General features: G+C 26.9%; 29 protein-coding genes. 23 read left to right on the top strand and 6 right to left on the bottom strand.

Annotated elements, in window-relative coordinates; all coding sequences use genetic code 11:
- The 23 genes from KMP12_RS02825 (at position 1) to pgsA (ending at position 19,231) form a co-directional block, all read left to right on the top strand.
- On the top strand, positions 1–735 hold the full coding sequence (locus tag KMP12_RS02825) for a tRNA1(Val) (adenine(37)-N6)-methyltransferase (RefSeq protein WP_215756223.1): 735 nt from the start codon (positions 1–3) through the stop codon (positions 733–735).
- Entirely contained in the window at positions 728–1,033 is a 306-nt protein-coding gene (locus tag KMP12_RS02820; protein ID WP_215756222.1) for a GIY-YIG nuclease family protein, read from the top strand. Before KMP12_RS02825 ends, KMP12_RS02820 begins: the two co-directional genes overlap by 8 nt.
- A 4-nt stretch (positions 1,034–1,037) precedes the next feature.
- On the top strand, positions 1,038–1,868 hold the full coding sequence (gene rsmI / locus KMP12_RS02815; RefSeq protein ID WP_215756221.1) for a 16S rRNA (cytidine(1402)-2'-O)-methyltransferase: 831 nt from the start codon (positions 1,038–1,040) through the stop codon (positions 1,866–1,868).
- Between the two features lie 172 nt (positions 1,869–2,040).
- Positions 2,041–2,190, top strand: coding sequence for a hypothetical protein (locus tag KMP12_RS07495; protein WP_252344676.1), 150 nt, complete (start codon positions 2,041–2,043; stop codon positions 2,188–2,190).
- 114 nt (positions 2,191–2,304) lie between these two features.
- Positions 2,305–2,769: a ribosome maturation factor RimP gene (gene rimP, locus KMP12_RS02805; RefSeq protein ID WP_215756219.1), complete on the top strand. Its 465-nt coding sequence runs from the start codon at positions 2,305–2,307 to the stop codon at positions 2,767–2,769.
- Between the two features lie 28 nt (positions 2,770–2,797).
- Complete coding sequence (gene nusA, locus KMP12_RS02800; protein ID WP_215756218.1) at positions 2,798–3,832, top strand: transcription termination factor NusA; 1,035 nt, start codon at positions 2,798–2,800, stop codon at positions 3,830–3,832.
- A 12-nt stretch (positions 3,833–3,844) separates the two neighbouring features.
- On the top strand, positions 3,845–4,132 hold the full coding sequence (rnpM, locus tag KMP12_RS02795) for an RNase P modulator RnpM (protein ID WP_215756217.1): 288 nt from the start codon (positions 3,845–3,847) through the stop codon (positions 4,130–4,132).
- Complete coding sequence (locus tag KMP12_RS02790; RefSeq protein ID WP_215756216.1) at positions 4,132–4,461, top strand: L7Ae/L30e/S12e/Gadd45 family ribosomal protein; 330 nt, start codon at positions 4,132–4,134, stop codon at positions 4,459–4,461. The genes rnpM and KMP12_RS02790 overlap by 1 nt, the downstream gene beginning before the upstream one ends.
- Positions 4,448–6,577 carry a translation initiation factor IF-2 gene (infB, locus tag KMP12_RS02785; protein WP_215756215.1) on the top strand — a complete coding sequence of 710 codons (2,130 nt, stop codon included), beginning with the start codon at positions 4,448–4,450 and terminating at the stop codon, positions 6,575–6,577. Before KMP12_RS02790 ends, infB begins: the two co-directional genes overlap by 14 nt.
- Positions 6,578–6,588: 11 nt before the next feature.
- Entirely contained in the window at positions 6,589–6,939 is a 351-nt protein-coding gene (rbfA, locus tag KMP12_RS02780; protein ID WP_215756214.1) for a 30S ribosome-binding factor RbfA, read from the top strand.
- A complete protein-coding gene (locus tag KMP12_RS02775; protein WP_215756213.1) occupies positions 6,939–8,540 on the top strand; it encodes an ABC-F family ATP-binding cassette domain-containing protein in 1,602 nt (533 codons plus the stop codon). The genes rbfA and KMP12_RS02775 overlap by 1 nt, the downstream gene beginning before the upstream one ends.
- A gap of 121 nt (positions 8,541–8,661) precedes the next feature.
- Entirely contained in the window at positions 8,662–8,985 is a 324-nt protein-coding gene (ylxM, locus tag KMP12_RS02770) for a YlxM family DNA-binding protein (RefSeq protein ID WP_215756212.1), read from the top strand.
- A gap of 10 nt (positions 8,986–8,995) precedes the next feature.
- Positions 8,996–10,348 carry a signal recognition particle protein gene (gene ffh, locus KMP12_RS02765; RefSeq protein WP_215756211.1) on the top strand — a complete coding sequence of 451 codons (1,353 nt, stop codon included), beginning with the start codon at positions 8,996–8,998 and terminating at the stop codon, positions 10,346–10,348.
- 6 nt (positions 10,349–10,354) lie between these two features.
- Entirely contained in the window at positions 10,355–10,828 is a 474-nt protein-coding gene (gene trmL / locus KMP12_RS02760; protein ID WP_215756210.1) for a tRNA (uridine(34)/cytosine(34)/5-carboxymethylaminomethyluridine(34)-2'-O)-methyltransferase TrmL, read from the top strand.
- Positions 10,829–10,850: 22 nt separating this feature from the next.
- Positions 10,851–12,500, top strand: a complete 1,650-nt coding sequence (locus KMP12_RS02755) for a formate--tetrahydrofolate ligase (RefSeq protein ID WP_215756209.1) — start codon at positions 10,851–10,853, stop codon at positions 12,498–12,500.
- Between the two features lie 103 nt (positions 12,501–12,603).
- The gene (gene ybeY, locus KMP12_RS02750; RefSeq protein ID WP_215756208.1) at positions 12,604–13,074 is read left to right on the top strand and encodes an rRNA maturation RNase YbeY; all 471 of its coding nucleotides are present in this window, start codon (positions 12,604–12,606) and stop codon (positions 13,072–13,074) included.
- A gap of 12 nt (positions 13,075–13,086) precedes the next feature.
- Positions 13,087–13,995, top strand: coding sequence for a GTPase Era (gene era / locus KMP12_RS02745; RefSeq protein WP_215756207.1), 909 nt, complete (start codon positions 13,087–13,089; stop codon positions 13,993–13,995).
- Complete coding sequence (gene recO / locus KMP12_RS02740; protein WP_215756206.1) at positions 13,979–14,734, top strand: DNA repair protein RecO; 756 nt, start codon at positions 13,979–13,981, stop codon at positions 14,732–14,734. The genes era and recO overlap by 17 nt, the downstream gene beginning before the upstream one ends.
- Positions 14,727–15,518: a glutamate racemase gene (racE, locus tag KMP12_RS02735; protein ID WP_215756205.1), complete on the top strand. Its 792-nt coding sequence runs from the start codon at positions 14,727–14,729 to the stop codon at positions 15,516–15,518. Before recO ends, racE begins: the two co-directional genes overlap by 8 nt.
- 14 nt (positions 15,519–15,532) lie before the next feature.
- Complete coding sequence (gene rdgB / locus KMP12_RS02730) at positions 15,533–16,108, top strand: RdgB/HAM1 family non-canonical purine NTP pyrophosphatase (RefSeq protein ID WP_215756204.1); 576 nt, start codon at positions 15,533–15,535, stop codon at positions 16,106–16,108.
- Positions 16,109–16,110: 2 nt separating this feature from the next.
- Positions 16,111–16,332, top strand: coding sequence for a ferredoxin (locus KMP12_RS02725; protein ID WP_215756203.1), 222 nt, complete (start codon positions 16,111–16,113; stop codon positions 16,330–16,332).
- Between the two features lie 4 nt (positions 16,333–16,336).
- The gene (locus KMP12_RS02720; RefSeq protein WP_371821651.1) at positions 16,337–18,547 is read left to right on the top strand and encodes a DNA translocase FtsK; all 2,211 of its coding nucleotides are present in this window, start codon (positions 16,337–16,339) and stop codon (positions 18,545–18,547) included.
- 108 nt (positions 18,548–18,655) lie between these two features.
- A complete protein-coding gene (pgsA, locus tag KMP12_RS02715; RefSeq protein WP_215756202.1) occupies positions 18,656–19,231 on the top strand; it encodes a CDP-diacylglycerol--glycerol-3-phosphate 3-phosphatidyltransferase in 576 nt (191 codons plus the stop codon).
- Between the two features lie 193 nt (positions 19,232–19,424).
- On the opposite strand, the gene xerS is transcribed toward pgsA, so the two are convergent.
- The 6 genes from xerS to KMP12_RS02685 all read right to left on the bottom strand — a co-directional run bounded on the left by xerS (position 19,425) and on the right by KMP12_RS02685 (position 25,751).
- The gene (gene xerS, locus KMP12_RS02710; RefSeq protein ID WP_215756201.1) at positions 19,425–20,471 is read right to left on the bottom strand and encodes a tyrosine recombinase XerS; all 1,047 of its coding nucleotides are present in this window, start codon (positions 20,469–20,471) and stop codon (positions 19,425–19,427) included.
- A gap of 210 nt (positions 20,472–20,681) precedes the next feature.
- Positions 20,682–20,870 carry a 50S ribosomal protein L28 gene (rpmB, locus tag KMP12_RS02705; RefSeq protein WP_215756200.1) on the bottom strand — a complete coding sequence of 63 codons (189 nt, stop codon included), beginning with the start codon at positions 20,868–20,870 and terminating at the stop codon, positions 20,682–20,684.
- A gap of 198 nt (positions 20,871–21,068) precedes the next feature.
- Entirely contained in the window at positions 21,069–21,626 is a 558-nt protein-coding gene (efp, locus tag KMP12_RS02700) for an elongation factor P (RefSeq protein WP_215756199.1), read from the bottom strand.
- Between the two features lie 63 nt (positions 21,627–21,689).
- Positions 21,690–22,334: a tRNA (guanosine(46)-N7)-methyltransferase TrmB gene (gene trmB, locus KMP12_RS02695; protein WP_215756198.1), complete on the bottom strand. Its 645-nt coding sequence runs from the start codon at positions 22,332–22,334 to the stop codon at positions 21,690–21,692.
- Between the two features lie 20 nt (positions 22,335–22,354).
- A complete protein-coding gene (locus KMP12_RS02690) occupies positions 22,355–25,222 on the bottom strand; it encodes an insulinase family protein (protein WP_215756197.1) in 2,868 nt (955 codons plus the stop codon).
- Between the two features lie 16 nt (positions 25,223–25,238).
- Positions 25,239–25,751, bottom strand: a complete 513-nt coding sequence (locus tag KMP12_RS02685; RefSeq protein WP_215756196.1) for an adenine phosphoribosyltransferase — start codon at positions 25,749–25,751, stop codon at positions 25,239–25,241.
- Positions 25,752–25,779: the final 28 nt, after the last annotated feature.

Below are 25,779 nucleotides of genomic sequence, written 5' to 3'. Positions count from 1 at the left end.
ATGAATAATACAAAAGAAAGAGTAGATAAACTTTCTAAAAATTTTAAAATAATACAGTTAGAAGACTACTATTCAATGTCAACGGATAGCTTCTTACTTGCTGATTTTGCTAATGTTAGAAGTAATCCTTATAAAAATATTTTGGAGTTATGTAGTGGTAGTGGGGCTATTTCCATTTTACTTAGAGAAAAGAGTTCTGCCAATATTTCTATGTTAGAAATACAAGAAAATTTGGTTAAACTAGCTAAAAAAAATATTAGGATTAATAATTTAAAGAATATTAATGTACTTAGGGGGGATATTAAAAACATAGCTAAGCTATTCAAGGGTTCAAGTTTTGATAATGTTATTTGCAATCCTCCCTATTTTCCAGTAGAAAATATGCCAAATATAAAAAATAAAACAAATCATAGTATTTCTCGTCATGAAATTTTATGTAATTTAGATGATGTGCTAAAGGCTATAAAGTATACATTAAAGCAAAATGGTAAATTTTTTATGGTACACAGAAGTTACAGAATAGCGGATATTATAAATAAGTGCCATAGTTATAATTTGGGGATAAAAAGAATTAGGTTTGTGTATAGTAAAAAAACTAGTGAAAATTCAAAAATTGTTTTAGTAGAGGGGACTTTGTCAAAAGTTAGTGATATAAAAGTAGAACAGCCTATGTATATTTATAATGAAGATAATACTTATACAGATGAAATGAAGAAGGTGTATTATATTGAATAAAAAATCAGAGTTTTCATATATTTTATTATGTAGAGATAATACATTTTATATAGGCTATACAAAGGATATAAAGGAAAGAATTAAAAAGCACAATTTAAAAAAGGGGGCAAAATATACCAAGGGTAGAAGACCAGTAATTTTAAAATATTTTGAAGAGTTTGATAATAAGAGTGAGGCCTTAAAAAAGGAAATGGCTTTAAAAAAACTTAGTAAAAAAGAAAAAAGTCTGTATATAAGTAAGAATATGACCCTAGAAAAGCAAGAAATAATTAATGGCATAAATGAAGAAAGTAGGTAGGTATATGTTATACTTAGTTTCAACTCCCATAGGAAATTTAGACGATATAAGTATAAGGGCTTTAAAGGTTTTAGAAGAATCTGATATTATAGCATGTGAAGATACTCGTAATACAAAAAAATTATTAAATCATTTTAATATAAAAAATAAAAAATTAATTTCTTATCATGAGCATAATGAAGAAGTTGCAAGTGATAGGATATTAGGATTATTAAAGGATGGTGCTAGCATATCTCTTGTGTCTGATGCAGGTATGCCTTGTGTATCTGACCCTGGTTATATATTAATAAAAAAATGTAAAGAAAATCTTGTAGATGTTGTTGCAATTCCTGGGGCTAATGCTGGACTTACAGCCTTGATTGCTAGCGGGATAGAGTCTTATAATTATGTTTTTCATGGATTTCTCCCAAGAAAAAGTGGAGATTTAAAGAAAAAATTAACTAGTATCTTGAATGAAGGATATACAGCTATTATTTATGAATCACCTCATAGAATAAAAAATTTGGTAGAGCATATTGTCGATTTTGAAGAAGATAGAATAATTTCGGTAGCTCGAGAATTAACAAAAATATATGAGCAAGTAGTAACGGATAAGGCAATTAATATTTTAAACTTTTTAAATTCTAATACTATAAAAGAAAAAGGAGAGTTTGTATTAATAATTTCTCCGAATAAAAAAAATGAAGAAAAAGTTGAAATTGAAAATTTATTGTTTGAAATTGAAAAATTAGTAGAATCGGGGATAAAAGTTTCAGAAGCATTAAAGATTGTATCAAAAAAATACGGTGTGAATAAAAGAGAGGTATATAAGTTATATCATGAAAAATATACATAGTTTAATTTTAATAAATACTTTAATTATTTTGTGTTTATTAGCTATATATTTTAAGGTAGCCTATTATTTTTTATTTTATATAATCATTTCTCTACTATTAATTTTTAATTTATATATTATTTTAAAAAAGAGTAATTCATTAGATAAAAGAGAAGAAAAACAAAAAATTTTATTGCATAGAATAAAAAATTCTATTTCTATAATTATGGGCTATAACGAAGCTCATAATGATGGTATGATATCAAAAGAAGTTTATAATGAAAATATTAATCAAGAGATAAGTAATATAGTAAATATATTAAAAAAAGAGTTATATAAATAATTTGACAATCTATATTTTATGTGATAGAATGTTTACAAATAAATAAATTTAACCTAAAAAGAGTGGTGAATTTGAGTTCTCCACTCTTTTTGTTGAATAAGAAAGAGGTGTATTATGAATATTGTTGATAGGGCTAAGGAAATAGCCTTAAATAAAGTAAGAGATACAGAGTATAATTTATATGATGTTGAGTATATTAAGGAGGGTTCAGAATATTTTTTAAGAATATATTTTGATAAAGATGGTGGCTTAAATCTTGACGATTGTGTAAAATTAAGTGATTTATTATCTGAGGAATTTGATAAGGAAGATTTTATTTCTGATAAATATTATTTAGAAGTAAGTTCTCCAGGTATAGAAAGAGAATTAAGAAACTTAGAAGAAATAAGTTCATCTATTGGCAAATATGTATGTCTAAAAACTTATGAAAAAATTAATAATCAAAAAGAATTTTTTGGAGATTTGTTAGCTGTAGATAAAGAAAATATTTTGATAGAATACAAAGATAAAACAAGAGTTAAAAAATTAGAAATAGATTATGCAAAAATAGCTAAAATTAGGTTGGCTGTTAAATTATAAGTATAGAATAATTAAGGAGAATAATAAGATGAGCAAGGCATTGCTTAAAGCAATAGATTTAATAGAAATAGAAAAAGGTATCTCAAAAGATGTTTTAATTGAAGCAGTGGAAATGGCGTTATTGTCTGCCTACAAAAAAAATTTTAATGCTTCTAAAAATGTTCGTGTTGACTTTAATAGAACAACTGGTGATTACAAATTTATTATAAGAAAAGATGTCGTAGAAGAAGTATATGACGATAGAATAGAATTTTCACTAGAAGATGCCCTTAAAATTAATCCAGCTTATGAAGTGGGAGATATATACGAAGAAACAGATTGTCCTAAAGATTTTGGAAGAGTTGGTGCTCAAGCTGCAAAACAGGCCTTAATGCAAAGATTGCGTGATGCGGAAAAAGAAGTATTGTTTAAAGAATATATAGAATATGAAGGTGAAATTCGCTCAGGTTATGTTGATAGGGTAGATTCTCGCTATGTTTATGTTAAATTGGGTAAAATTGAAGCTATTCTAGGAGAAAATGAAAGGGTTCCAGGAGAAATTTATATACCACAAAGCCCTATAAAAGTATATATATCCAAAGTAGAAAATCCAACAAAAGGAAGCAAACCTTATGTTTTAGCCTCAAGGGCTCATCCAGATTTTATAAAACGTTTATTCGAGCAAGAAGTTCCTGAAATTTATGACGGTCTTGTTGAAATAAAAAGTGTTTCAAGAGAAGCAGGGGAAAGAACAAAGATAGCTGTTTATTCTGAAGATAAAAATATTGACCCTGTTGGTGCTTGTGTTGGTTCTTCTGGTGTCAGAGTTTCTAACGTTTTAAAAGAAATTAATGGTGAAAAAATAGATATTGTTCCTTGGGATAAAGAGATAAAGAATTTTATAATAAATTCTCTATCACCAGCAAAAGTTGTTAATATAAGTATTAATGAAGAAGATAAAATTGCAACTGTTGAAGTAGCAGAAGACCAATTATCACTTGCGATTGGGAAAAAAGGTCAAAATGTTAGATTAGCCGCTAAATTAACAGGTTGGAAAATTGATATAAATAGGAAAAATGATTAAGGAGACCTGCTTGTGAAAAAAAAGAAAATTCCGCAAAGAAAATGTATATTGACTAATGAGATGTTGCCTAAAAAAGAACTTATTAGAATAGTAAAAAATAAAGATGGTGAAATCTCTGTTGACAATACAGGTAAAAAATCAGGAAGAGGAGCTTATGTTGTTGCTGATATAGAAGTTGTAGAAGCTGCACAGAAAAAAAATAAATTAGAAAAATTTTTCGAAGCAAGTCAGGAAGAAATGCAGCCAATATATGCTGAAGTAATACGACTAATTTATAGAAAGTTGATTCCTCAAAAATAATGAGAAAAGCATTAAATTTAATGGGTCTAATGAGTAAGGCTGGGAAAGTAGTAACAGGAGAAGATTTAATATTAAAAAATATCAAAAATAGTGAGATAAAATTATTATTAATAGCAAATGACTGTGGGAAAAATACCTGTAAAAAACTAGTGGATAAAACAAAGTATTACAGAGTTGATACTTGCATTGTATTTTCAATAGAGGAATTAAGTCGTGCGATAGGAAAAGAAAATCGTGTAGCAGTTGGTATTACAGATTTGGGTTTTAGTAATAGATTAAAAGAGTTAATAAGAGAAGAAGGAGGATGTATCGATAATGGAAAAAATTAGAATACATGAATATGCCAAAAAAGTAGATAAATCTTCAAAAGAAATAATAAAAGCATTGAAAGATGCCAATATAGCAGTTGGTAATCACATGTCAATGTTGACAGAAGAAGGATTTTTAATTTTAGAAAAGCTTTTTAATAAAAAGGAAGAAGTTAAAAATCAAAAAAACGACAAAACAGAAAGAGTAAAAGAAGAAAAAAATAAAAAAAGAAATTCTGAAATCTTAGAAAATAATGTAGATAAGGAATTATTTAAAAATAATAAAAAAAATAAAAAGAAAAAGATAAAAAAAGAAAAAAATAAAAAAAGTAATAAGCAACAACCAGCTATGATAGAGGTTCCTAGTGAGAATAATATTTCAGATGATACTATTCTTGTAAAAGAAGGGATGACTGTTGGCGAACTAGCCTCTGCTTTATCAATCACGTCAACAGAATTGATAAAAAAATTATTTATAGAATTAAAAATAATGGCTAATATTAATCAGTCGTTGACTTTAGAGCAAATAGAATTAATTGCTATAGATTATGGTAAGGAAATTCAACAAGAAGTTGAAATTAATAAGGAAGACCTTGATGTTTATTTTGAGGTAGAAGAAGACGAAAAAAACAACATGGTAAGACCTCCAATTGTTACAATTATGGGGCATGTAGACCACGGTAAAACTACTTTACTTGATACAATTAGAAATACAAGGGTAACTGCTGGAGAAGCTGGAGGAATTACTCAGCATATAGGTGCCTATCAAGTTCGTGTTAATGATAGAAAAATTACTTTTTTAGATACTCCTGGGCATGCAGCTTTTACTACAATGCGAGCAAGAGGAGCTAAAGTAACTGATATTACAATTTTAGTAGTTGCTGCTGATGACGGAGTAATGCCACAAACAATAGAAGCAATTAACCATGCTAAAGCGGCAGAAGTACCTATTATTGTAGCTGTGAATAAAATGGATAAGCCACAAGCTAATCCAGATAAAGTAATGGGTGAATTAGCTGAATATGGTTTAACACCAGAAGATTGGGGTGGTGATACAATATTTGTTCCAATATCAGCTTTACAGGGGCAAGGGATTGATGACTTGTTAGAAATGGTATTGTTAGTATCAGATATGCAAGAAATCAAGGCAAATCCAAATAGACTTGGGCTTGGAACTGTTATTGAAGCAAAATTGGATAAGGGAAGAGGAGCTGTTGCTACCCTACTTGTGCAAAATGGAACACTTAATGTTGGAGACCCAATAGTAGTTGGTAATACCTACGGTAGGATACGAGCAATGATTAATGACAGGGCAAAAGCTATACAAAGTGCTAAACCGTCAACACCAGTAGAAATTACAGGTCTACAGGAAGTTCCCAATGCTGGTGATAGATTTGTAGTTTTTGGTGATGAAAAAACTGCTAGACAAATAGGGGAAATTCGTCAACAGCAATATATAGAAAGTCAAAGACAAAATTCTAGTGCAGTTTCATTAGATAACTTATTTGAACAAATGAAACAGGGTGAGATGAAAGACCTTAATATAATTATAAAAGCTGATGTGCAAGGTTCTGTTGAGGCTCTAGCAATGTCTCTTGCTAAAATTGATGTGGAGGGAGTTAACATTCGTATAATTCATACAGGAGTAGGTGCGATAAATGAATCTGATATTACTCTAGCTATTGCTTCTAATGCAGTGGTTATTGGATTTAATGTTAGACCTGATAACAATGCAAAAGCAATGGCACAAAATGCAGAGGTTGATATTCGTTTGCACTCAATTATATACAAAGTTATTGAAGAAATCGAATCATCTATGACAGGACTTTTAGACCCAGAATTTGTAGAAAAAGTTATCGGTCTTGCAGAAGTTCGTCAAGTAATAAGGGTATCAAAAGTTGGGACAATCGCAGGAGCTTATGTTACAGAAGGTAAAGTTTCTCGTGATGGTAAGGTTCGTGTTATTCGTGATAGTGTAGTAATATATGAAGGTAAAATTGATACATTACGTCGCTTTAAAGATGACGTTAAAGAGGTTCAAGCAGGTTACGAATGTGGTATGACGGTAGAAAATTATAGTGATATTCGTGAGGGTGATGTATTTGAAGTATTCGTTATGGAAGAGGTTAAAAGATAGAAAGGGTTAGTATGTCAGAATTAAGAGTTAATAGACTAGGTGAACAAATAAAAAAAGAAATTACACAGGTTCTTACAAGCAAAGTAAAAAATCATGACTTAGGTTTTGTAACAATAGTTGAAGTAAGGCTTACAGGAGATTACTCTCAAGCTAAAGTTTATTACACAGTATTTGGTGATGATAAGGAAAAACAAAAAGTTAAAGAATCACTGAGTAAAATAAAGGGATTTGTAAAATCAGAAGTAGCAAAAAAAATTAAAATAAGAAAATTTCCAGAATTAATCTTTACCTATGATACAAGTAGTGAATATGCTTTACACATTGAAAATTTAATAGCTAGTTTTAATAAAGGAGATAAATGATGTTACAAGTTACAAATTTAGGACTTCGCTTTGCTGATAGGAAATTATTTGAGGATGTGAATATAAAATTTACAAATGGTAATTGCTATGGTCTTATTGGAGCTAATGGAGCAGGTAAAACTACGTTTTTAAAACTCTTATCTGGAGAAATTGGTTCTCAACAAGGGCATGTATCTCTTGGTAAGGGAGAAAGATTAGCTGTTTTGCGTCAAAATCATTTTGATTATGAAGAAGAAAAAGTAATCGATGTAGTCATGATGGGTTACGAAAAACTTTGGGGCGTTATGAACAGAAAAAATGAAATTTATATGAAAGACCCTTTTACAGAAGAGGACGGTATTATTGCTGCAGAATTAGAAGCTGAGTTTGCTGAAATGGACGGTTGGAATGCAGAAAGTGATGCAGCTCAGTTATTAGAAGGTTTAGGTATTTCTAGCACTGTTCATTATTCTTTAATGAGTGAATTGGATAACTCTCAGAAAGTAAAAATATTGCTGGCTAAGGCCTTATTCGGAAATCCAGATGTATTATTATTAGACGAGCCTACAAACGGGCTTGATATAAGTGCAATTCAGTGGCTAGAAGAATTTTTAATAAATTTTGAAAATACAGTTATTGTAGTCAGCCACGACCGCCATTTTTTAAATAATATATGTACACATATTTGTGATTTAGATTTTGGAAAAATTCAATTATATGTTGGAAATTATGATTTCTGGTATCAATCAAGTCAACTAGCTAGAAGAATGTTAGAAGATTCTAACAAGAAAAAAGAAGAAAAAATCAAAGAATTACAAGAATTTATTGCACGTTTTTCTGCTAATGCTTCTAAATCAAAACAAGCAACGAGTAGAAAAAAAATGTTGGATAAAATTACACTCGATGATATAAAACCATCAAGTCGTCGCTACCCTTATGTTAGATTTACCCCTGATAGAGAAATTGGAAATGATTTACTTATAGTTGATAATCTTTCAAAAACTGTAGACGGGAAAGAAGTTTTAAAAAATGTTAGTTTTACTGTAAATCCTAATGACAAGGTTATACTATTAGGTGATGAAGTTGCCAAAACTACATTATTAAAAATTTTAGCAGAAGAGATAGAAGCTGATGAAGGAAATATAAAATGGGGAATTACAACTTCTAGGTCTTATATGCCAAAAGACAATACTTTTTACTTTGAAGGACTTAAACTTTCTTTAGTTGAATGGTTACGTCAATACGCTTCACCAGAGGAAGAAGCAGAATCATATCTTCGTTCATTTTTAGGGCGTATGTTATTTTCTGGAGAAGAGGCACTTAAAAGAGCCCATGTTCTTTCTGGGGGAGAAAAAATGCGTTGCATGCTGTCTAAGATGATGTTATCCAAGGCTAATGTCATATTATTAGACGAACCAACAAATCATCTTGATTTAGAATCTATTACTGCTGTCAATGAAGGAATTATTGCTTTCAAAGGTTCGGTATTTTTCACATCTCATGATTACGAATTTATTCAAACGATCGCTAATCGTGTTATAGAAATTTTACCAGATGGTGGAGTAGTAAATAAAGAGATGGATTATGAAACCTATTTAAAATTTAGTGGAATAATAAAATAAATGATAAAAATATTTAGTGTGGATAAAATCTGTACTAAATATTTTTTATTAATACAAAGAAATTTACTAATTATTTTTAATGTGATAAAATTAAACGATAATATTATTAAAGGAGAAAATTTTGGAAATAGATAAAATATTAAGAGTTTCTCAGCTGTATGATTTTTATTCAGAATTATTAAATGACAAACAAAAAGAATATATAAAAAATTATTATTTTGATGATTTGTCATTAACCGAAATATCAGAAAATTTTAATGTGTCAAAACAAGCTGTTTCAAATAATATAAAAAGAATAATATTAGATTTAGAGAATTTTGAAGAAAAATTATCTTTAATAAAACTTAGTAATGAAAGATTATTTTTTTATAAGGAAATAAAAAAAATTAATGGCAACGAGGATATTTCATATCTACTAGATCAGTTAATAAAACTAGAGAGTTAGGAGGTTTATTATGGCATTTGAAAATTTGTCAGAAAGATTACAAGCTACCATATCAAAAATAAGAGGTAAGGGAAAAGTAAGCGAATCTGATGTTAAAGAAATGATGCGAGAAATAAGGTTAGCACTGTTGGAAGCAGATGTTAATTTTAAGGTTGTAAAAGAATTTGTAAAAAAAATTAGCGAACGTGCTGTTGGAGTAGAAGTAATGAAGTCGCTTACTCCTGCCCAGCAAATTGTAAAAATTGTAAATGAAGAGTTAGTAGAGTTACTTGGGGGACAAACAGAAGAAGTATTAAAAAATAAAAAAATAAATACTGTAATGATGGTAGGTCTTCAGGGTGCTGGTAAAACTACTACTGCTGGGAAGCTAGCCTTAAAAGTGAAAAAAAATAACAAAAAAAGACCCCTATTAATTGCAGCAGATATTTATAGACCAGCGGCCGTAAAACAATTACAGACATTAGGTAAACAAGTTGATATTCCTGTATTTTATGTTGATAAGCCTCCTTTGGAAATAGTTAAAGAAGGACTGAAATATGCAGAAGATAATAATTTGAACTATATTATTATAGATACTGCGGGAAGATTGCATATTGATGAACTTTTAATGAATGAATTAAGGGAAATAAAAGAAGATGTTAATCCTGATGAAATATTATTAGTAGTCGATTCTATGATAGGTCAAGAATCTGTTAATATTGCTAAATCTTTTAATGAAGAACTTGAAATAAGTGGCATAGTTTTAACAAAACTTGATGGTGATACTCGTGGTGGTGCTGCTTTATCAATAAAATCAATTATTAATAAACCTATAAAATTAGTTGGTATGGGTGAAAAGATGAATGATTTAGAAGATTTTCATCCAGAAAGAATGGCATCAAGAATTTTGGGTATGGGTGATGTCTTAACTTTGATAGAAAAGGCCCAGAGCAGTATTGATGAAAATGAAGCTAAAAAAATGCAAGAAAAAATGTTAAATCAAACATTCACATTTGAAGATTTTTTAGCTCAATTAAATCAAATAAAAAAATTAGGTTCTATAAAAGATATACTGGGAATGCTTCCTGGTATGGGTAAATTAAAAGGCTTGGATATGTCTAAAATTGATGAAAAACAATTTACATATATAGAAGCAATAATTCAATCAATGACTGTAGAAGAAAGACAAAATCCAGATATAATAAATGTTCCTAGGAGAAATCGTATAGCCAAAGGTAGTGGTAGACCTATTTCTGAAGTTCATAAATTAATAAAACAATTTGATGAAATGAGAAAAATGATGAAGCAATTTGGCGGTCTTATGAATAATAAAAATAAAAGAAAGGGATTAGGTAAGTTCTTTGGCGGTAGTTTACCATTTTAATAATATATGAATAATATAGTTCTTTTTCAACCTGAGATACCTGCTAATACTGGTAATGTAGCAAGAACATGTGTAGGAGCTGGTGCTAGATTACACCTGATAATGCCCCTAGGTTTTTCTATAGATGATAAACATTTAAAAAGAGCAGGATTGGACTATTGGGAGCATCTTGATTTAGTTATATGGGATAGCTTAGAAGATTTTTTGAAGAATACAAGTGATAAAAACTATTTTTTAATAACAAAATTTGGAAGTGAAACTTATTCAAATTTTGATTTTTCTAATGAAAATAATGAAGAATTATATTTTATATTTGGTAGGGAAACTAAAGGTTTACCCGCTTCTTTTAGAGAAGAGTACTATAATAAAACTTTAAGAATACCTATTACTGATAAAGTAAGGTCGTTAAATTTATCTAATACCGTAGCAATGGTATTATATGAGGCGTTAAGGCAACAAAATTTTAAAAACATATTATAATACTATATAGGAGAGTTTATAGATGAAAACAGATTTTCAAATTTCAATAGAAAGTAAGAAAGAAAAAATTTGCAAGGTAGCAGAAAAGTTAGGAGTTTCTCGTGATGAGTTAATTCTTTATGGGGATTACAAGGCAAAAATTAAAATAGATAAATTGTCTACAAATCCAAAGTCTAATCTTGTTTTAGTTACTGCAATAAATCCTACAGCTAGTGGCGAGGGTAAATCAACAGTTACAATAGGTTTATCTGACGGATTAAATAGAATTGGTAAAAAATCTTGTGTTGCACTAAGAGAACCTTCTTTGGGACCAGTTTTGGGTATGAAGGGTGGAGCTGCTGGTGGAGGTTATGCTCAGGTAGTTCCTATGGAAGATATTAATTTGCATTTTACGGGAGATATGCACGCAGTTACGACAGCTAATAATACTATTTCTGCTGTAATTGATAATCATATTTTTCAGGGTAATGAATTAGGTATTGATAGGGTTGTATTTAATCGTGCTTTAGACATGAATGATAGAGCCTTACGTCATATTGAAGTTGCTACTGCTAATAATGGACAACAAAGAAGCGACCATTTTGATATTACTGTTGCTAGTGAAATTATGGCAATTCTTTGTTTATCTGAAAATTTAAAAGATTTAAAAGAAAAACTTTCAAATGTAATTGTGGCTTATAATAAAAAAAACCAACCTATATATGTTGGAGATTTAGAAATTCAAGGAGTATTAGCAGCAATTTTAAAAGATGCTATTAAACCTAATATTGTACAAACATTAGAAAATAATCCTGCTATTATTCATGGAGGACCTTTTGCAAATATTGCTCATGGATGCAATTCTATTATTGCAACAAAAACAGCTATGAAATATGCCGATTATGTAGTAACAGAAGCAGGATTTGGAGCTGATTTAGGGGCTGAAAAATTCTTAAATATTAAATGTAGAAAAGCTGGTATTGTTCCAAAAGCTGTGGTAATTGTAGCAACTATTAGAGCCTTAAAACTTCATGGAGGAATAAGTGCAAATGAATTAACTCTTGAAAATTTAGAAGCAATAAAAAAGGGACTTCCAAACTTGGAAAAACACATAGAAAATATAAATAAATTTAATTTACCTGTAGTTGTAGCTTTAAATGTTTTCTCAACTGACACACAAGCCGAATTAGAAGTTGTTAAAGCTTGGGCAGAAGAAAATAATGTTGTAATATCAGAAACAAAAGTATTTGCTAAAGGAAGCTTGGGAGCAGAAGATTTGGCTAATAAAGTAGTTGAGTCAGTAGAAAATAATAATAAAAAATTTGAATTATTATATTCTGATGAAAAAACTATTTTAGAAAAAATAGAAATAATATGTAAAGAAATTTATGGAGCAAGCGGAATAGATGTAAATGCAGAATCCTTAAAAGAAATTAATAATATTAATAAATTAGGCTTTTCTGATTTGCCTATCTGTATGGCAAAAACACCTTTATCACTTTCTGATGACCCAAGTATAAAAGGGCGACCATCAGATTTTATAGTTAAAATAACAGATGTAAAATTAAAATCAGGAGCAGGATTTATAGTAGTCTATACAAATAAAATACTAACAATGCCTGGTTTACCTAAGATTCCAAATGCCATAAAAATAGATATTGATGAGCAAGAAAACATTATAAATATATTTTAATAAGAATTTGATAGTAGTAAAAACTTTTGTTTTTACTACTATTGGATTTTTATTTTAAAGTATAATATAATTTACAATAAGTTATTATAAAAAAGGAGTATGTATGTCTTTTGTAGAAATTATAGATGATTCTAATATACTTGAGTTTGAAACTAAAAATATGTTAGTAGAATTACTAGGTATTGCTGCAGATTATGAAAATATAAATAAATCAAAAACGGAATTTTCATTATCTATCGTGGATATAGAACAAATACACAAAATAAATAAGGAATATAGGGGAATTGATAGACCAACCGATGTAATTTCTTTTGCCTTAAATGATGATGTAGAAGATGAATTGGAAATTATTGGTGGCGAACAGGATAATTACATAGGTGATATTATAATTTGTTTTGAAATAGCAAAAGAACAAGCAAAAGAATATGAACATTCTTTAGAAAGAGAGTTAGGATTTTTAGCTGTTCATGGATTTTTACACTTATTGGGTTATGACCATGCAACAAAAGAAGATGAAATAGAAATGTTTACTAAGCAAAAAGAAATTTTAGAAAAATATGGACTTACTAGATAGAAAGTGATGATTATGAATGAAAATTTAATAAAAACAGGTTTTATTACAATAATAGGTCGTCCCAACGCTGGGAAGTCTACACTACTTAACAATATCCTAAATCAAAAAATAGCAATAATGTCAGACAAACCACAAACTACGAGAAATATTATTAATGGTGTATATACTGATGATGATGCTCAAATTGTTTTTATAGATACTCCAGGTATTCATAAACCAAAACATAAACTTGGGGACTATATGATGAAATTAGCTAATAGTGCTATAAAAGAATCAGAAATAGTGTATCTTATAGTTAATGTTTTAGATGAATATGGCAGAGGCGACGAAAGAATAATTAATATTATAAAAGAACTTAATGTTCCTACTTTTTTAATATTAAATAAAATAGACTTAATTGATAGAGAAAATCTTTTTAAAATAATAAATTTCTATAAAGATTTACATGATTTTGTTGAAATTATACCCATATCAGCTTTAAAATCAATTAACATTGATAATTTGTTAGATGTAACTAAAAAATATTTAACTTATAGCATTAAGATGTATCCTGACGATGTTATTACTGATAGTCCAGAATATTTTATAATTTCAGAATTTATTAGGGAAAAAGTTCTGCAACTTACAAGTCAAGAAATACCTCATTCAATAGCCGTTGTTATTGATAAAATATCATCAGAAAAAGATTTAAAAAAACAAATTATTGCTTCTATAATAGTAGAAAGAAAATCTCAAAAAGGTATGATTATAGGTAAGCAAGGACAAATGATAAAAAAAATTGGTCAGCTAGCAAGACGGGATATTGAAGAGCTATTAGGAGAAAAAATATTTTTAGAACTTTGGGTAAAGGTTATAGATAATTGGAGAAGAAAACTAAATCTTATTAAAGACCTAGGATATAGAGATGATGTCTTTGGCTAAAAATGCTATCTTAAAAGGTATTGTAATAAAAAAAATTCCTTATAAAGATTACCATGAAATAGTACATATATTTACAGAAAACGGGCTTGTAGAAAGTTTTTTTTATGAAAATGTAAATAAGAATAAGAAAAAAAATAAATTGTTTATTCCAACTTTGGTAACAACTTCATTTTTTCGTACAAGTGGAATGAATAAAATAATAAATTTAGACGTAGACAATTATTTTTCTAATATTATTTATGATATTAAAAAGTCAAGTTATATAAAAAATATAATAGAAATAATAGGATATAATCAATTATTAAATCCTTATTTTTATAAATTACTTAATAATTTACTTGATTTAATAAATGAAGATAAGATTGATGAAAAATTATCAAATATTTATTTTATAATTTTATTTTTAAAATATGAGGGATTTGTATTTAAATATTTAAAAACTAATAAAAATTATGCGGGATATTCTTTTTCAAAAAATATGTTTATAGATGTAGAAGAATGTAATAATAGTTTTTTTAAATTGGATAATAAATTAATACAATTAATATATATTCTATCTAATAATTCTGTAAATATTTTGGAAAAAATACATTTAGATGATAGCGAAATTAATATAGTATTTAGATTTATAAATATAATTCTTAAAGAGTATTCAGGTATAGAAACAAAATCGTATAATAAAATTTTAGAATTAGAGAGTATTCTTAATTCTTTTGAAGGGGATAAAAATAATGAATAGACCTATTGGTGTTTTTGATAGTGGAGTGGGGGGAATTACAGTTGTTAAGGAAATAATAAGACAACTACCTAATGAAACTATATATTTTTTTGGTGATGTGAAAAATTGTCCCTACGGTGATAAAAGTCAGCAAGAAATTTTAAAATATACAGAAAAAGCTGTTAAATTTTTAATATCAAAAGATGTTAAGATGATAGTTTTAGCTTGTAATACTGCAACTGCTGCATCTTTAGATTATTTAGAGGGAAAGTATAATATTCCAATTATTGGAGTTATTAAACCAGGAGCAAGAACAGCAATTCAAGCTACAAATAATAAAAAAGTTTTAGTTTTAGGAACAAATTTTACAGCTAAGTCAAAAGCATATACAAAAGAAATTCATAATATAAATAAAAATATCATAGTTCATAATAAGGCTTGTATAACTTTTGTTTCTTTTGTTGAAAAAGAGAATTATAATGACAAAGAAAAGGTTTTTAAGTTATTAAATAATGAATTACTTGAAACTAAAAACTTAGATATAGATACAATAATACTGGGTTGTACTCACTATCCAATTTTACAAAAAGATATTGAAAGTTACTATAAGAATAAAATTAAAGTTATATCTTCTGGAATAGAAACTGCTCGTGAAGTAAGTATGATTCTTACTTTTTTAAAAATTCACAATAAGAAAGAAAAAGAAGACCATAAATTTTTTATTTCTAAGGATAGTAATGAGTTTAAAAAAACAGCAAATAAATGGTTAAATGAAAATATTTGTATAGAAGTGGTTGAATTATAAATAAGGAGAAATTTATGAAAAAAGAATTAGTTTTAGCAACTAATAACAAGCATAAATTAATGGAGATAAGAAATATCTTAAAAGATTACACAATTTTGACATTAGATGATATAGGCTTTAAAGATGAAATTATAGAAGATATGCCAACATTTGAAGAAAATTCTTTAAAAAAAGCCAAAATAGTTTCTAAATTTTCTGGCAAAGATACTATAGCAGATGATAGTGGTCTTTGTGTTGAATTACTTAATAATGAACCTGGTGTCTATTCTGCAAGATATTCTAAGGAGCAAACAGATGAAAGCAATATTAAACAAGTTTTAAAAAATTTGAATGGTAAAGAATCGCCAGCTAAATATGTATGTGTTATAAGTATTGTTCATTCAGATGGTAAAAGGGCAAGTTTTAGAGGTGAATGTAAGGGGAAAATATTAACAAAGAAAATAGGAACTCAAGGCTTTGGTTATGACCCTATATTTTTTGTTGATAGTTTAAATAAAACATTTGCAGAAATTTCAGCAGAAGAAAAAAATAGTATAAGCCACAGAAGAGAAGCTATTGATAAATTAGTGGATTATTTAGGGAGTTTATAAATTTGAGAACTAAAGTAAATAGAGAAACTTGTATATCTTGTGGCAATTGCTATTCTATTTGCCCTGAAATTTATGAATGTGATGAAGACGGTATTGCATTTTGCAAATTGGATAACAACAAGATGATAAAGACAGTAGATGATAAATTCAAATCTTTGTTATTAGAATGTTATGATTCATGTCCCACAGAATCTATAATTATAGAAAATATTGAAAGCAGGTGATATTTTGTCAAAAAATAGGTTGAAAAAAAATAAAAAAATAAAATCAAAAAAAAAATCAACTTCAGTTTATAAGTTATTTTTAAATTTCAAAGAAAATAATACCAGTTTTTATAATTTTTTTATTTACATAGTTCTTATTGCTATAACTACAATAACAACTTTAAGAATGGGTTGGCTAGGTCAAACTTTTGATAATTTTATTAAATATTTATTAGGTAGTTCAAGCTATATTTTATATTTAATAGTTTTCTCTAGCGTAATATTTTCTATATTTAAAAAAAGTTTACATAATAAAATATATGTAGTAGTTATTATTTTTTTATTTTCTTTAATATTAGAATTATTTTTTTACAAATCTAGTAATTATAACTTATTTTCGTATTTTTATGTTTCTGAAAACTATAATTCTTTTTTAGGAGGGGGAAAAATTTTTTATTTTCAAAGTAAGCTAGTAGTTTACTTATTATCTTATTATGGAGCCTTGATATTAGCTATATCTCTATTTATATTTACCATAATAATGTATATAAATAAATTATTCCCAGATAAAATTTCTAGTTTGATAACTAGTATATCATCTAAAAAGAATTTATATTTAGAAAACGAAGAAGTTGAATTTACCAAAGAATTAGATGAAGCTGATAAAATAAATACTTATTATGATGAAATTAAAGATATTGATTTAGAAATATCAATAAATGATTTTAAAAAAGAGGACTTAATAAAAGAGGATAATTTAAAAGATAATAATTATAATACTTCTAAAAAAGAAGAAAAATTAAATTATGAAGCAGTAAATGATTATGAACATTATACTTTACCGCCGCTTTCATTGTTAAAAGACCCAGTAGAGAATAAAAAAATTTCAAAAGAAGATATAGTTAATAAATCTAAGATTTTAAAAAATACATTTAAAAATTTTGGAGTAGAGGTAAAAATTGTAAAAGCTATAGTAGGTCCATCAATAACTCAATTTCAAATTATGCCGACTCCTGGTACCAAGGTTAGTAAAATAATTAATTTGAGTAATGATATTTCCTTAAATTTAGCAGCTAAAGATGTTAGAATTGAAGCACCGATACCTGGCAAATCTCTAATAGGAATTGAAATACCCAATAGTGTTAATCAGTTGGTAACCATGAAAGAAGTTTTTGTTAATGGAAATGACGCTTCCCCCTTATCGGTTACTTTAGGAAAAGATGTTTCTGGAGAATCTATTTTTGCAAGATTGGATAAGATGCCCCATCTTTTAGTTGCAGGGTCTACTGGTAGTGGTAAGTCTGTTTGTATAAATACCATTATAACAAGTATTTTATTAAAAAATAAACCAGATAAGGTTAAATTGATAATGATTGATCCAAAAATGGTAGAATTATCTATTTATGATGGGATACCACATCTGTTAACGCCAGTAGTAACTAATCCTTTAAAAGCTGCTGATGTTTTATATAAGGTAGTTTTAGAAATGGAAAGAAGATACAAAGAATTTTCTATTGCCAGAGTTAAAAATATTGAGGGTTATAACAAAATAGCACAAGAAGATGAAGAATATAAAGAATTACCATACATAGTTATTATTATTGATGAATTAGCAGATTTAATGCTAGTTGCTTCAAAAGAAGTAGAAGAGTCAATTGCTAGAATAACTCAAATGGCAAGGGCTGCTGGTATACATTTAATAATAGCTACCCAAAGACCATCGGTTGACGTTATAACTGGAGTAATAAAATCAAATATACCATCTCGTATTTCTTTTGCTGTAAGTTCTAGTATAGATTCAAGAACTATCTTAGATAAAGCAGGGGCAGAAACTTTACTAGGAAGGGGGGATATGCTATTTCAATCAGCAGAATCTAGCAAGCCTGTGAGATTGCAAGGAGCTTTTTTATCTGATTTAGAAGTAGAAAATATTGTAGACTTTATAAAAAATCAGTCTAAAACTGATTACGACCCTAGCATGAAACCATCAGAAAATTCATTAAGAGAAGCAGGAAAGTCTGATGAAGTAGACCCTCTATATAAAGAAGTATTACTTTTCATAGCAAAAACTCAAAAGGCTTCAGCTTCATTATTGCAAAGAAGATTCAAAATTGGATATAATAGGGCGGCAAGAATCATAGAGACCCTAGAAGAAGACGGCTATATAGGAGCTGCTGATGGAAGCAAGCCAAGAAAAGTATTTTTAGAACCAGAATTTGCAGAAAATAATCAATAGTTAAGTTGTTGAATAAAAATATTTATGGTATAATCAATTAAAGTATGAATCAAATAAAATTTCAAAGATAAATTATTAAAAATTAGTGTAAGGATAAAGTTGTATATTATGGGAACAAATTTACCAAATAAAATAACATTTTTTAGAACAATTTTAATACCAGTATTTATCTTCTTCTTACTCTTCAATATAAGTGGTAAAGTTACAATATTAGGAGGAAGAAGTATAAGTTATAATATATTTATAGCAGCAATAATATTTATATTCGCTTCAATTACAGATTTTTTAGATGGATATCTGGCTAGAAAATATAACTTAGTTACTAATATTGGTAAATTTTTAGACCCGTTAGCTGATAAATTATTGGTAGGAAGTGCCTTTATTGTAATGGTAGAACTAGCTATGATACCTAGTTGGATGGTTGTTTGTGTTATTGCTAGAGAATTTGCTGTTACTGGTTTAAGAATGTTAGCAGTTGAACAAGGGGAGGTAATAGCAGCTGGTTTGTTAGGTAAATTAAAAACTATAACTCAACTTGTAGCAATAATACTTATTTTACTGGGGAATCCTATTTTTAATAACTTAGGAATAGCTTTAGATAATATAATTTTATGGATATCTGTAATTTTAACTATATTATCTGGAATAGAATATTTTAAAAATTCTATACATGTTTTTAAATAATGAAAATATAATATTTAGTGTGAATAAAAAAATCTGCACTAAATATTTTTTATTTTACTATATAAGATAATTTTTAAAAATAATTTTAGAAATAAAAAATAATAAATTATACTTATATTTTTTGGTAAAGTAAGTATAATTTATTATTTTTATTTTATTAATTGTATTTTAAATGAAGAAATCTTTATATAAATTATTCATCTAATTTTTCAATGGATTTTTTAATTATTTTCTTTGATTCGTTTATATATAGAATGGAAGTTTCGCTACTTGAATGACCCATTTGTGTCATTATTATTGGTATATTTCCATTTGTTTTTTGGGCAAGTTTAGTACCGTAGCTATGCCTTAATTTATGAGGGGACATAGGTATATTATAACTTTCAGTATATTTCATAACTAATTTTTGTATGCTTCTAATAGAGATACCTTTTTTATTTTTAGTTACAAACAAATTATCTTCCCTACCTAATTCTAAAGGTAGAGTAGTTAAGTAATTTTTAATTTTTTTAATAGCAGAATCTGTAATTATTACAGTGTCGTATTTTCCACCTTTTCTAATTACATTAATTTCAGAATTTTTAAAGTCAATATCTTTAATTTTTAAATTAGCTAGTTCGTTAACCCTAATACCGCTTCTTAAAAATAAAGTTAAAATAGCTATATCTCGATTTTTATCTCTTAAAAAGAATGTTTTGGCATGTTTAGATAAAGTTTTTTCATATTCAAATTCTATATAATTTAAAAATTCATCATCTTGAGAATCTAAAAATATTTTTTCTGATATTTTTTTTGACCTAGATGATAATGTTTCTTTTACTCTGTTAATAGGAATTTTTAACATTACATTTCTTTCAAAGTAGGATTTTCCTAATTCATTTTCACTGGTAATTGTTAAAAATTTATATAATGAACGCATGGCGGCTTTATAATTATTTATTGTAGTTTGAGAACGATATTTTCCATTTATTTCTTCACGAGCTAATTTTTTGAAATATGATTCCATTTCTTTTTTTGATAAATTTTCTAAGGTAGATATTTTTACCGATTTAATATTATCAGCTTCAGAAATACATTCAGTTATTAACCAATTTAAAAATGAATGATAAGTTTCTAAATAGCGATGTAGAGTTAGAGGTGATAAAATGTCATAGAAAGTATCAAAAAAATCTTCTATATATTCTGGAAAATTTTTTATATTATTATTTATTTTTTTTTTATAATAATCTTTTTGGTTCATTGTTTTCTCCACCTTTATCTTTTTCATTTATACATATAATATGTATTATGCGAATAATTATATCATACTATAAATTTATATAATATTCAAAATAAAAAGCCAAGATTATTTATCTTGACTTAATTTAGCATTTCTTATAGCTTCAAATGAAAGCAAAGTAAAAAACTATCTAAGAAATCTTAGATAGTTTAAAGTTAGTCTTGTGTTTAATTATACACGTTGCACTTTTCCAGATTTTAAAGCACGGGCAGAAACCCAAACTTTTTTAGGTTCTCCGTCAACTAAAATAGTTACTTTTTGTAAGTTAGCTTTAAATCTTCTTTTTGTAGCGTTCATTGCATGTGAACGAGTATTTCCTGAACGTGCTTTACGCCCAGTAACGTAACAAACTTTTGCCATGAATTAATCCTCCTTTTTGGAAATAGTTTATTCATAACATTTACTACATACACAGTTATCAGTATAGCACATATTATTAAATATAACAATAATTTTTCTTAATTTTAATAAAAAAACTTCTGGTATTGTCAAAATTATTATTTCAAGATGAAATTAATCACCTAAAAATAATAAAAAGAAGGATTAATCAATCCTTGTTTATGCTCGAGATACATAATATCCTTCAGATGTATTTATTACTAAAACATCTCCCTCTTTTACAAATAGAGGGACTTGTAAAGTATATCCTGTTTCGACAGTAGCAGATTTAGTAGCACCAGTAGCTGTATCTCCTTTAACTCCTGGTTCTGTTTGTGTAACTTCTAATTCTACCGTAGTTGGTAAATCAACTCCAAGAATTTCGCTACCATACATAAGAATAGAAACTTCCATATTTTCTTTTAAGAAATTTAGTTCATATTTAATATTGGATTCTGGAATTTCAATTTGTTCGTATGTTTCATTGTTCATGAAAATATAATTATCACCTGTAGCATAAAGATATGACATTTTTTCGTTAGTAATTAAAGCTTTTGCAACTTTTTCACCAGCTCTAAATGTTTTATCATTAACAGCCCCAGTTCTTAGATTTCTTAATTTAGATCGTACAAAGGCAGCACCTTTACCTGGTTTAACATGTTGAAATTCTAATACTTTCCAAATATTACCGTCTACTTCAATAGTAATACCTGTTTTAAAATCATTAACTGAAATCATTTTATTGCTCCTTTAAGTTTATTACTTAATAATTATAATTAAATTTATTGTAAAAATCAACACTTATATAATTGTTTTTACTACTTCTACATAATATATTTTATTGCCCTTAGTTATAAATTTATCTTCGTACTCTGTATGTACATTATCACTTTCATATTTACTATTCGTTAAATCGAGTGAAATTTTATCAATAGTGAACCCAAAATTTGAATAACTAAATAAACTATATTCAAATAAATTCATATTATCAGTTTTTTGAGCAATTCTTTTTTCCTTATTTAAAATTTCTGAATATTGAGTAAGAAAAGTTTTAAAGGTTAGCCTTCTCTTTTCGTGTCTTTTTTTAGGCCAAGGGTCAGAAAAATTAAGATATAGTTTGTCAATTTCTTCTTTTCCGAAATATTCTGTTAAATTATTAGCATCTGCTAGTAGTAATCTTAGATTAGAAATTTCCTCTTCTTCTATTTTATCCAAAAGAAAACTTAATACAGTTGGTTGTGTTTCTAAAGCAATAAAGTTAATTTCAGGAAATTTTTTTGCTAGATTAAATATGAATTTCCCCTTACCTGTCCCTACTTCTAAGTGAATAGGACTATTATTTTTAAAAATATCTTTCCACTTATTTTTATTATTTTTTGGTTCAATAAAAACAAAAGGATTATTTTCTAATCTAGGTAGTGCATTTGATTTGTTTCTAACTCTCATAATTATTAATTATCCTTTCATTAATTTATTTCTATAATTTTAGAAAACAACTCACTATTAGCTGTTGCTTTTTCTTTTGTAGTAAGAACACATATATAATTTTTATTATTACTGTCAAATATTTTTGCTAATTTTATTAAATCTTCTAAAGTAGTAGATTTTATTTCTTCTACGATTTTATCAAATTCTTTGTAATCATAATTATTAATATAATGATTTAGAGAAAAAGTAGATTTTTCAATAGGTGACATTAATTGATTAAAACTATTCAGCGTTCCTATTATATATTTATTTAATTCTTTATCGTTTAAATTTAGATTTTTTATATAGTCGGCAGTATTTTTATACACATTTAAAGTATTTTCAAAATTAGGGTCTCTATATGACCAAAAAGACAGTTCTTTAAATTTATTTATATTAATGCCAGACCCATAAGCTCCACCTTTAACTCTAACATTATTCCATAAATAATCAAAATTAATTATATGTCTTAAAACTAAAAGACTACCTGAATAATTTTCAAATTCATCAAAGCCCATACCAACATACTGAACTAGAGTATTAAAGTAAAATGCTTCTGAATAATTTTTTTCTTTTTTTTCAAAATTAATTTTAGACGTGTTAGCTAAAATTGCATCTTCTTTTAAAAAGTTTACATAATTTGAAATATGTTCATTAAAAATGATATTATCTTCTTTAGAGCAAGTTGTACTTATAATTAAATTATTTTTATTAAATATTTTTTCTGCTATATTTGTCAAATTATTATATGTATTATCGAAATCTTCGTTAATATTTTTAAGTACATTACTAATAAAAATATAAAAATCATAACCATTTATTTGTTCAAATAACATATTTTTTAAACTCATATAGCTAGCTATTCTTCTATTTACAAAAGTATGACCATATTCTTTTAGTTGAGTTTCTAAGTTTAGTTTAAATTCTAATAAAACATTTGAAATATTTTGTTTATTTGAAAAATCATAATTAAGTGTATTTTCTAATAAAATATTCGCTAATTTGTTTGAATTGGTTACTAAGTTTTTAGCAAAAACTACAAATTTTATTTTTATATCAGCTGATTTTTCATCTTGCATAATACTAATACTAGAATTAATATCCCCTAAATAAGTATCTATTTCTGTATTTACTTCTAATTCTGTTTTATTTTTAGTATTTATCTTAAATAGTAAATGAGTTAGCAATGCCGCATAATTTAATTCTTCTCTACTAAGATTAGTAATATCAAAAATAAACTTAGAATAAACTATATTTGAAGTCTTAATGTCGTAATGTGCATATTTAATAGCATTAACTTCATTAAAAAATGTAGGCTTAAATGGATTTTTTATAGTTACAGATTTAGCATCAACACTCTTTATTTTGTCGAGAGCTTCTTTGTCGTCTTCTGTATTTTGCCACTTAACTAAGGATTTTGTATCAGAAATAATTTTACTAATAGCTTCTTCTGATAGAGAATTTTTATAAGCTTTTAATGATTGTTCTTCTTCTTTATTATTAGTTGCTAATATTTTTATAATAGATTTTTTATTGTTTTCTAATAAAAATTTATTGGCTATGTATTCATATTTTTCATCTTGTAAATTTTTTTCTAAGAATTTTATTGTTTTATCATAATCAAATAGTTCCAAAGGGTCATTACCATACAACCAATTTTTCAAGGCTCTTATAGCGTAGCTTACCCCTTTTGGAGAACTGGTTTTATTGACTTCTTCTTTTATTGTAAAGATATTTTTATTTATGATAGATTGAATTTGTTCTTTATTAAATTTATTTTTTAATTCTTTTTGTAAAGCGTCTTTGTATAAAAATTCTATCTTACCTACATATTCATCTTTTACATTTTTAAAAATAATAGAATATGCTACTTCTGCCTTATCTCTTTGCATATATCCATATAAATCTTCACATATTCCTTTATCAATAAAATATTTTCTAAAATTTGTATTATTGTTTCCTAGTAATATTTCATCTATTACATTTATACTATTTATTAAATTATTTTCTAAATTAGACCCTATTAAAAAGTTTATAGTAACATAATTTTTATCTTTTGGATATTCAGTATAATAAGTTTTTTCTACTGGTTTTTCAATAAAGTTTTTTTGTTCATTAATCAAATAATTACTATAATCTTTAAATTCGTAATTAGCTAAGTATAAGTCTATTTTTTCTAAATAATCTTCAATGTTTAAATTTCCATATAAGAAAATGTATGAATTACTTGGGTGATAACAATATTTATATGTATTTATAAATTCTTCTTGTGTTAGTTCAACAATTTTTTCTGGTTTACCTCCATAAGAATATTTATAAGGAGTATCACTATATAATTGTTCTGTAATGTGCATATCAATTATTTCATCAACAGAAGAATATGCGCCTTTCATTTCATTATAAACTACACCTTTAAATTCAAGTTTATCATCCTTGTTTTCTAAGTGATAATGCCATCCCTCTTGTTTTAAAATTTTGTCATTTTCTAATAATTGAGGGTTAAATACAGCATCCAGATAAATATCCATGAGTATTTTCAAATCTTCATCATTTTTTGAAGATACGGGGTACATTGTTTTATCAGCGAAGGTCATTGCATTTATGAATGTATTAAAAGAACCCTTTATAAGTTCTACAAAAGGTTCTTTAACGGGATATTTTTTTGAACCACAAAGTACAGAATGTTCTAAAATATGAAATATACCATTATCACTATTTGGTATAGTTTTAAATGTAATGCTAAAAGATTTATTTTCATCATTATTATTGAAAAATATTAATCTTGCTTTTGTTTTTTTATGTTCATAGACAAACGCAGTAGTGTCTATATCTTTTAAATATTTTTTTTTAATTAAATTGAATTTCATAATATTTTGCTAGTGATTACATTGTTAATAAAGTTAAAACATCATAGTCTTTTAATTTGTCAAAACCGTTTAGACCGTCTAACTCTATTAAAAAGGCAATTCCTACTACAATTCCTCCTAATTTTTCTACTAATTTAATAGTTGCCTCTATTGTCCCACCAGTGGCCAACAAATCATCTGTAATTAAAACTCTTTGCCCTGGTTTAATTGCATCTTTATGCATAGTAAGTGTGTTGCTTCCATACTCTAAATCATATTCATAGCTGATTACTTCTCTAGGTAATTTATTTGGTTTTCTTACTGGTATAAATCCTATACCAAGAGCATAAGCTACAGGGCAACCAATAATAAATCCTCTAGCTTCTGGGCCTACAATAACATCAACTTTTTTTTCTCTGGCATATTCTACAATTTTATCCGTTGCATATTTATAGGCTTCTCCGTCTGCCATAAGAGTTGTAATATCTTTAAAACTAATCCCTTCCTTTGGCCAGTTTTCTACTATTGATATATATTTTTCTAAGTTCATTTGTCCTTCTCCTAATATAAAACTTATG

The organism is Gemella sp. zg-1178 (genome assembly GCF_018790995.1).
Lineage (GTDB): Bacteria > Bacillota > Bacilli > Staphylococcales > Gemellaceae > Gemelliphila.
This window is presented reverse-complemented; position numbering and strand designations above follow the sequence as displayed.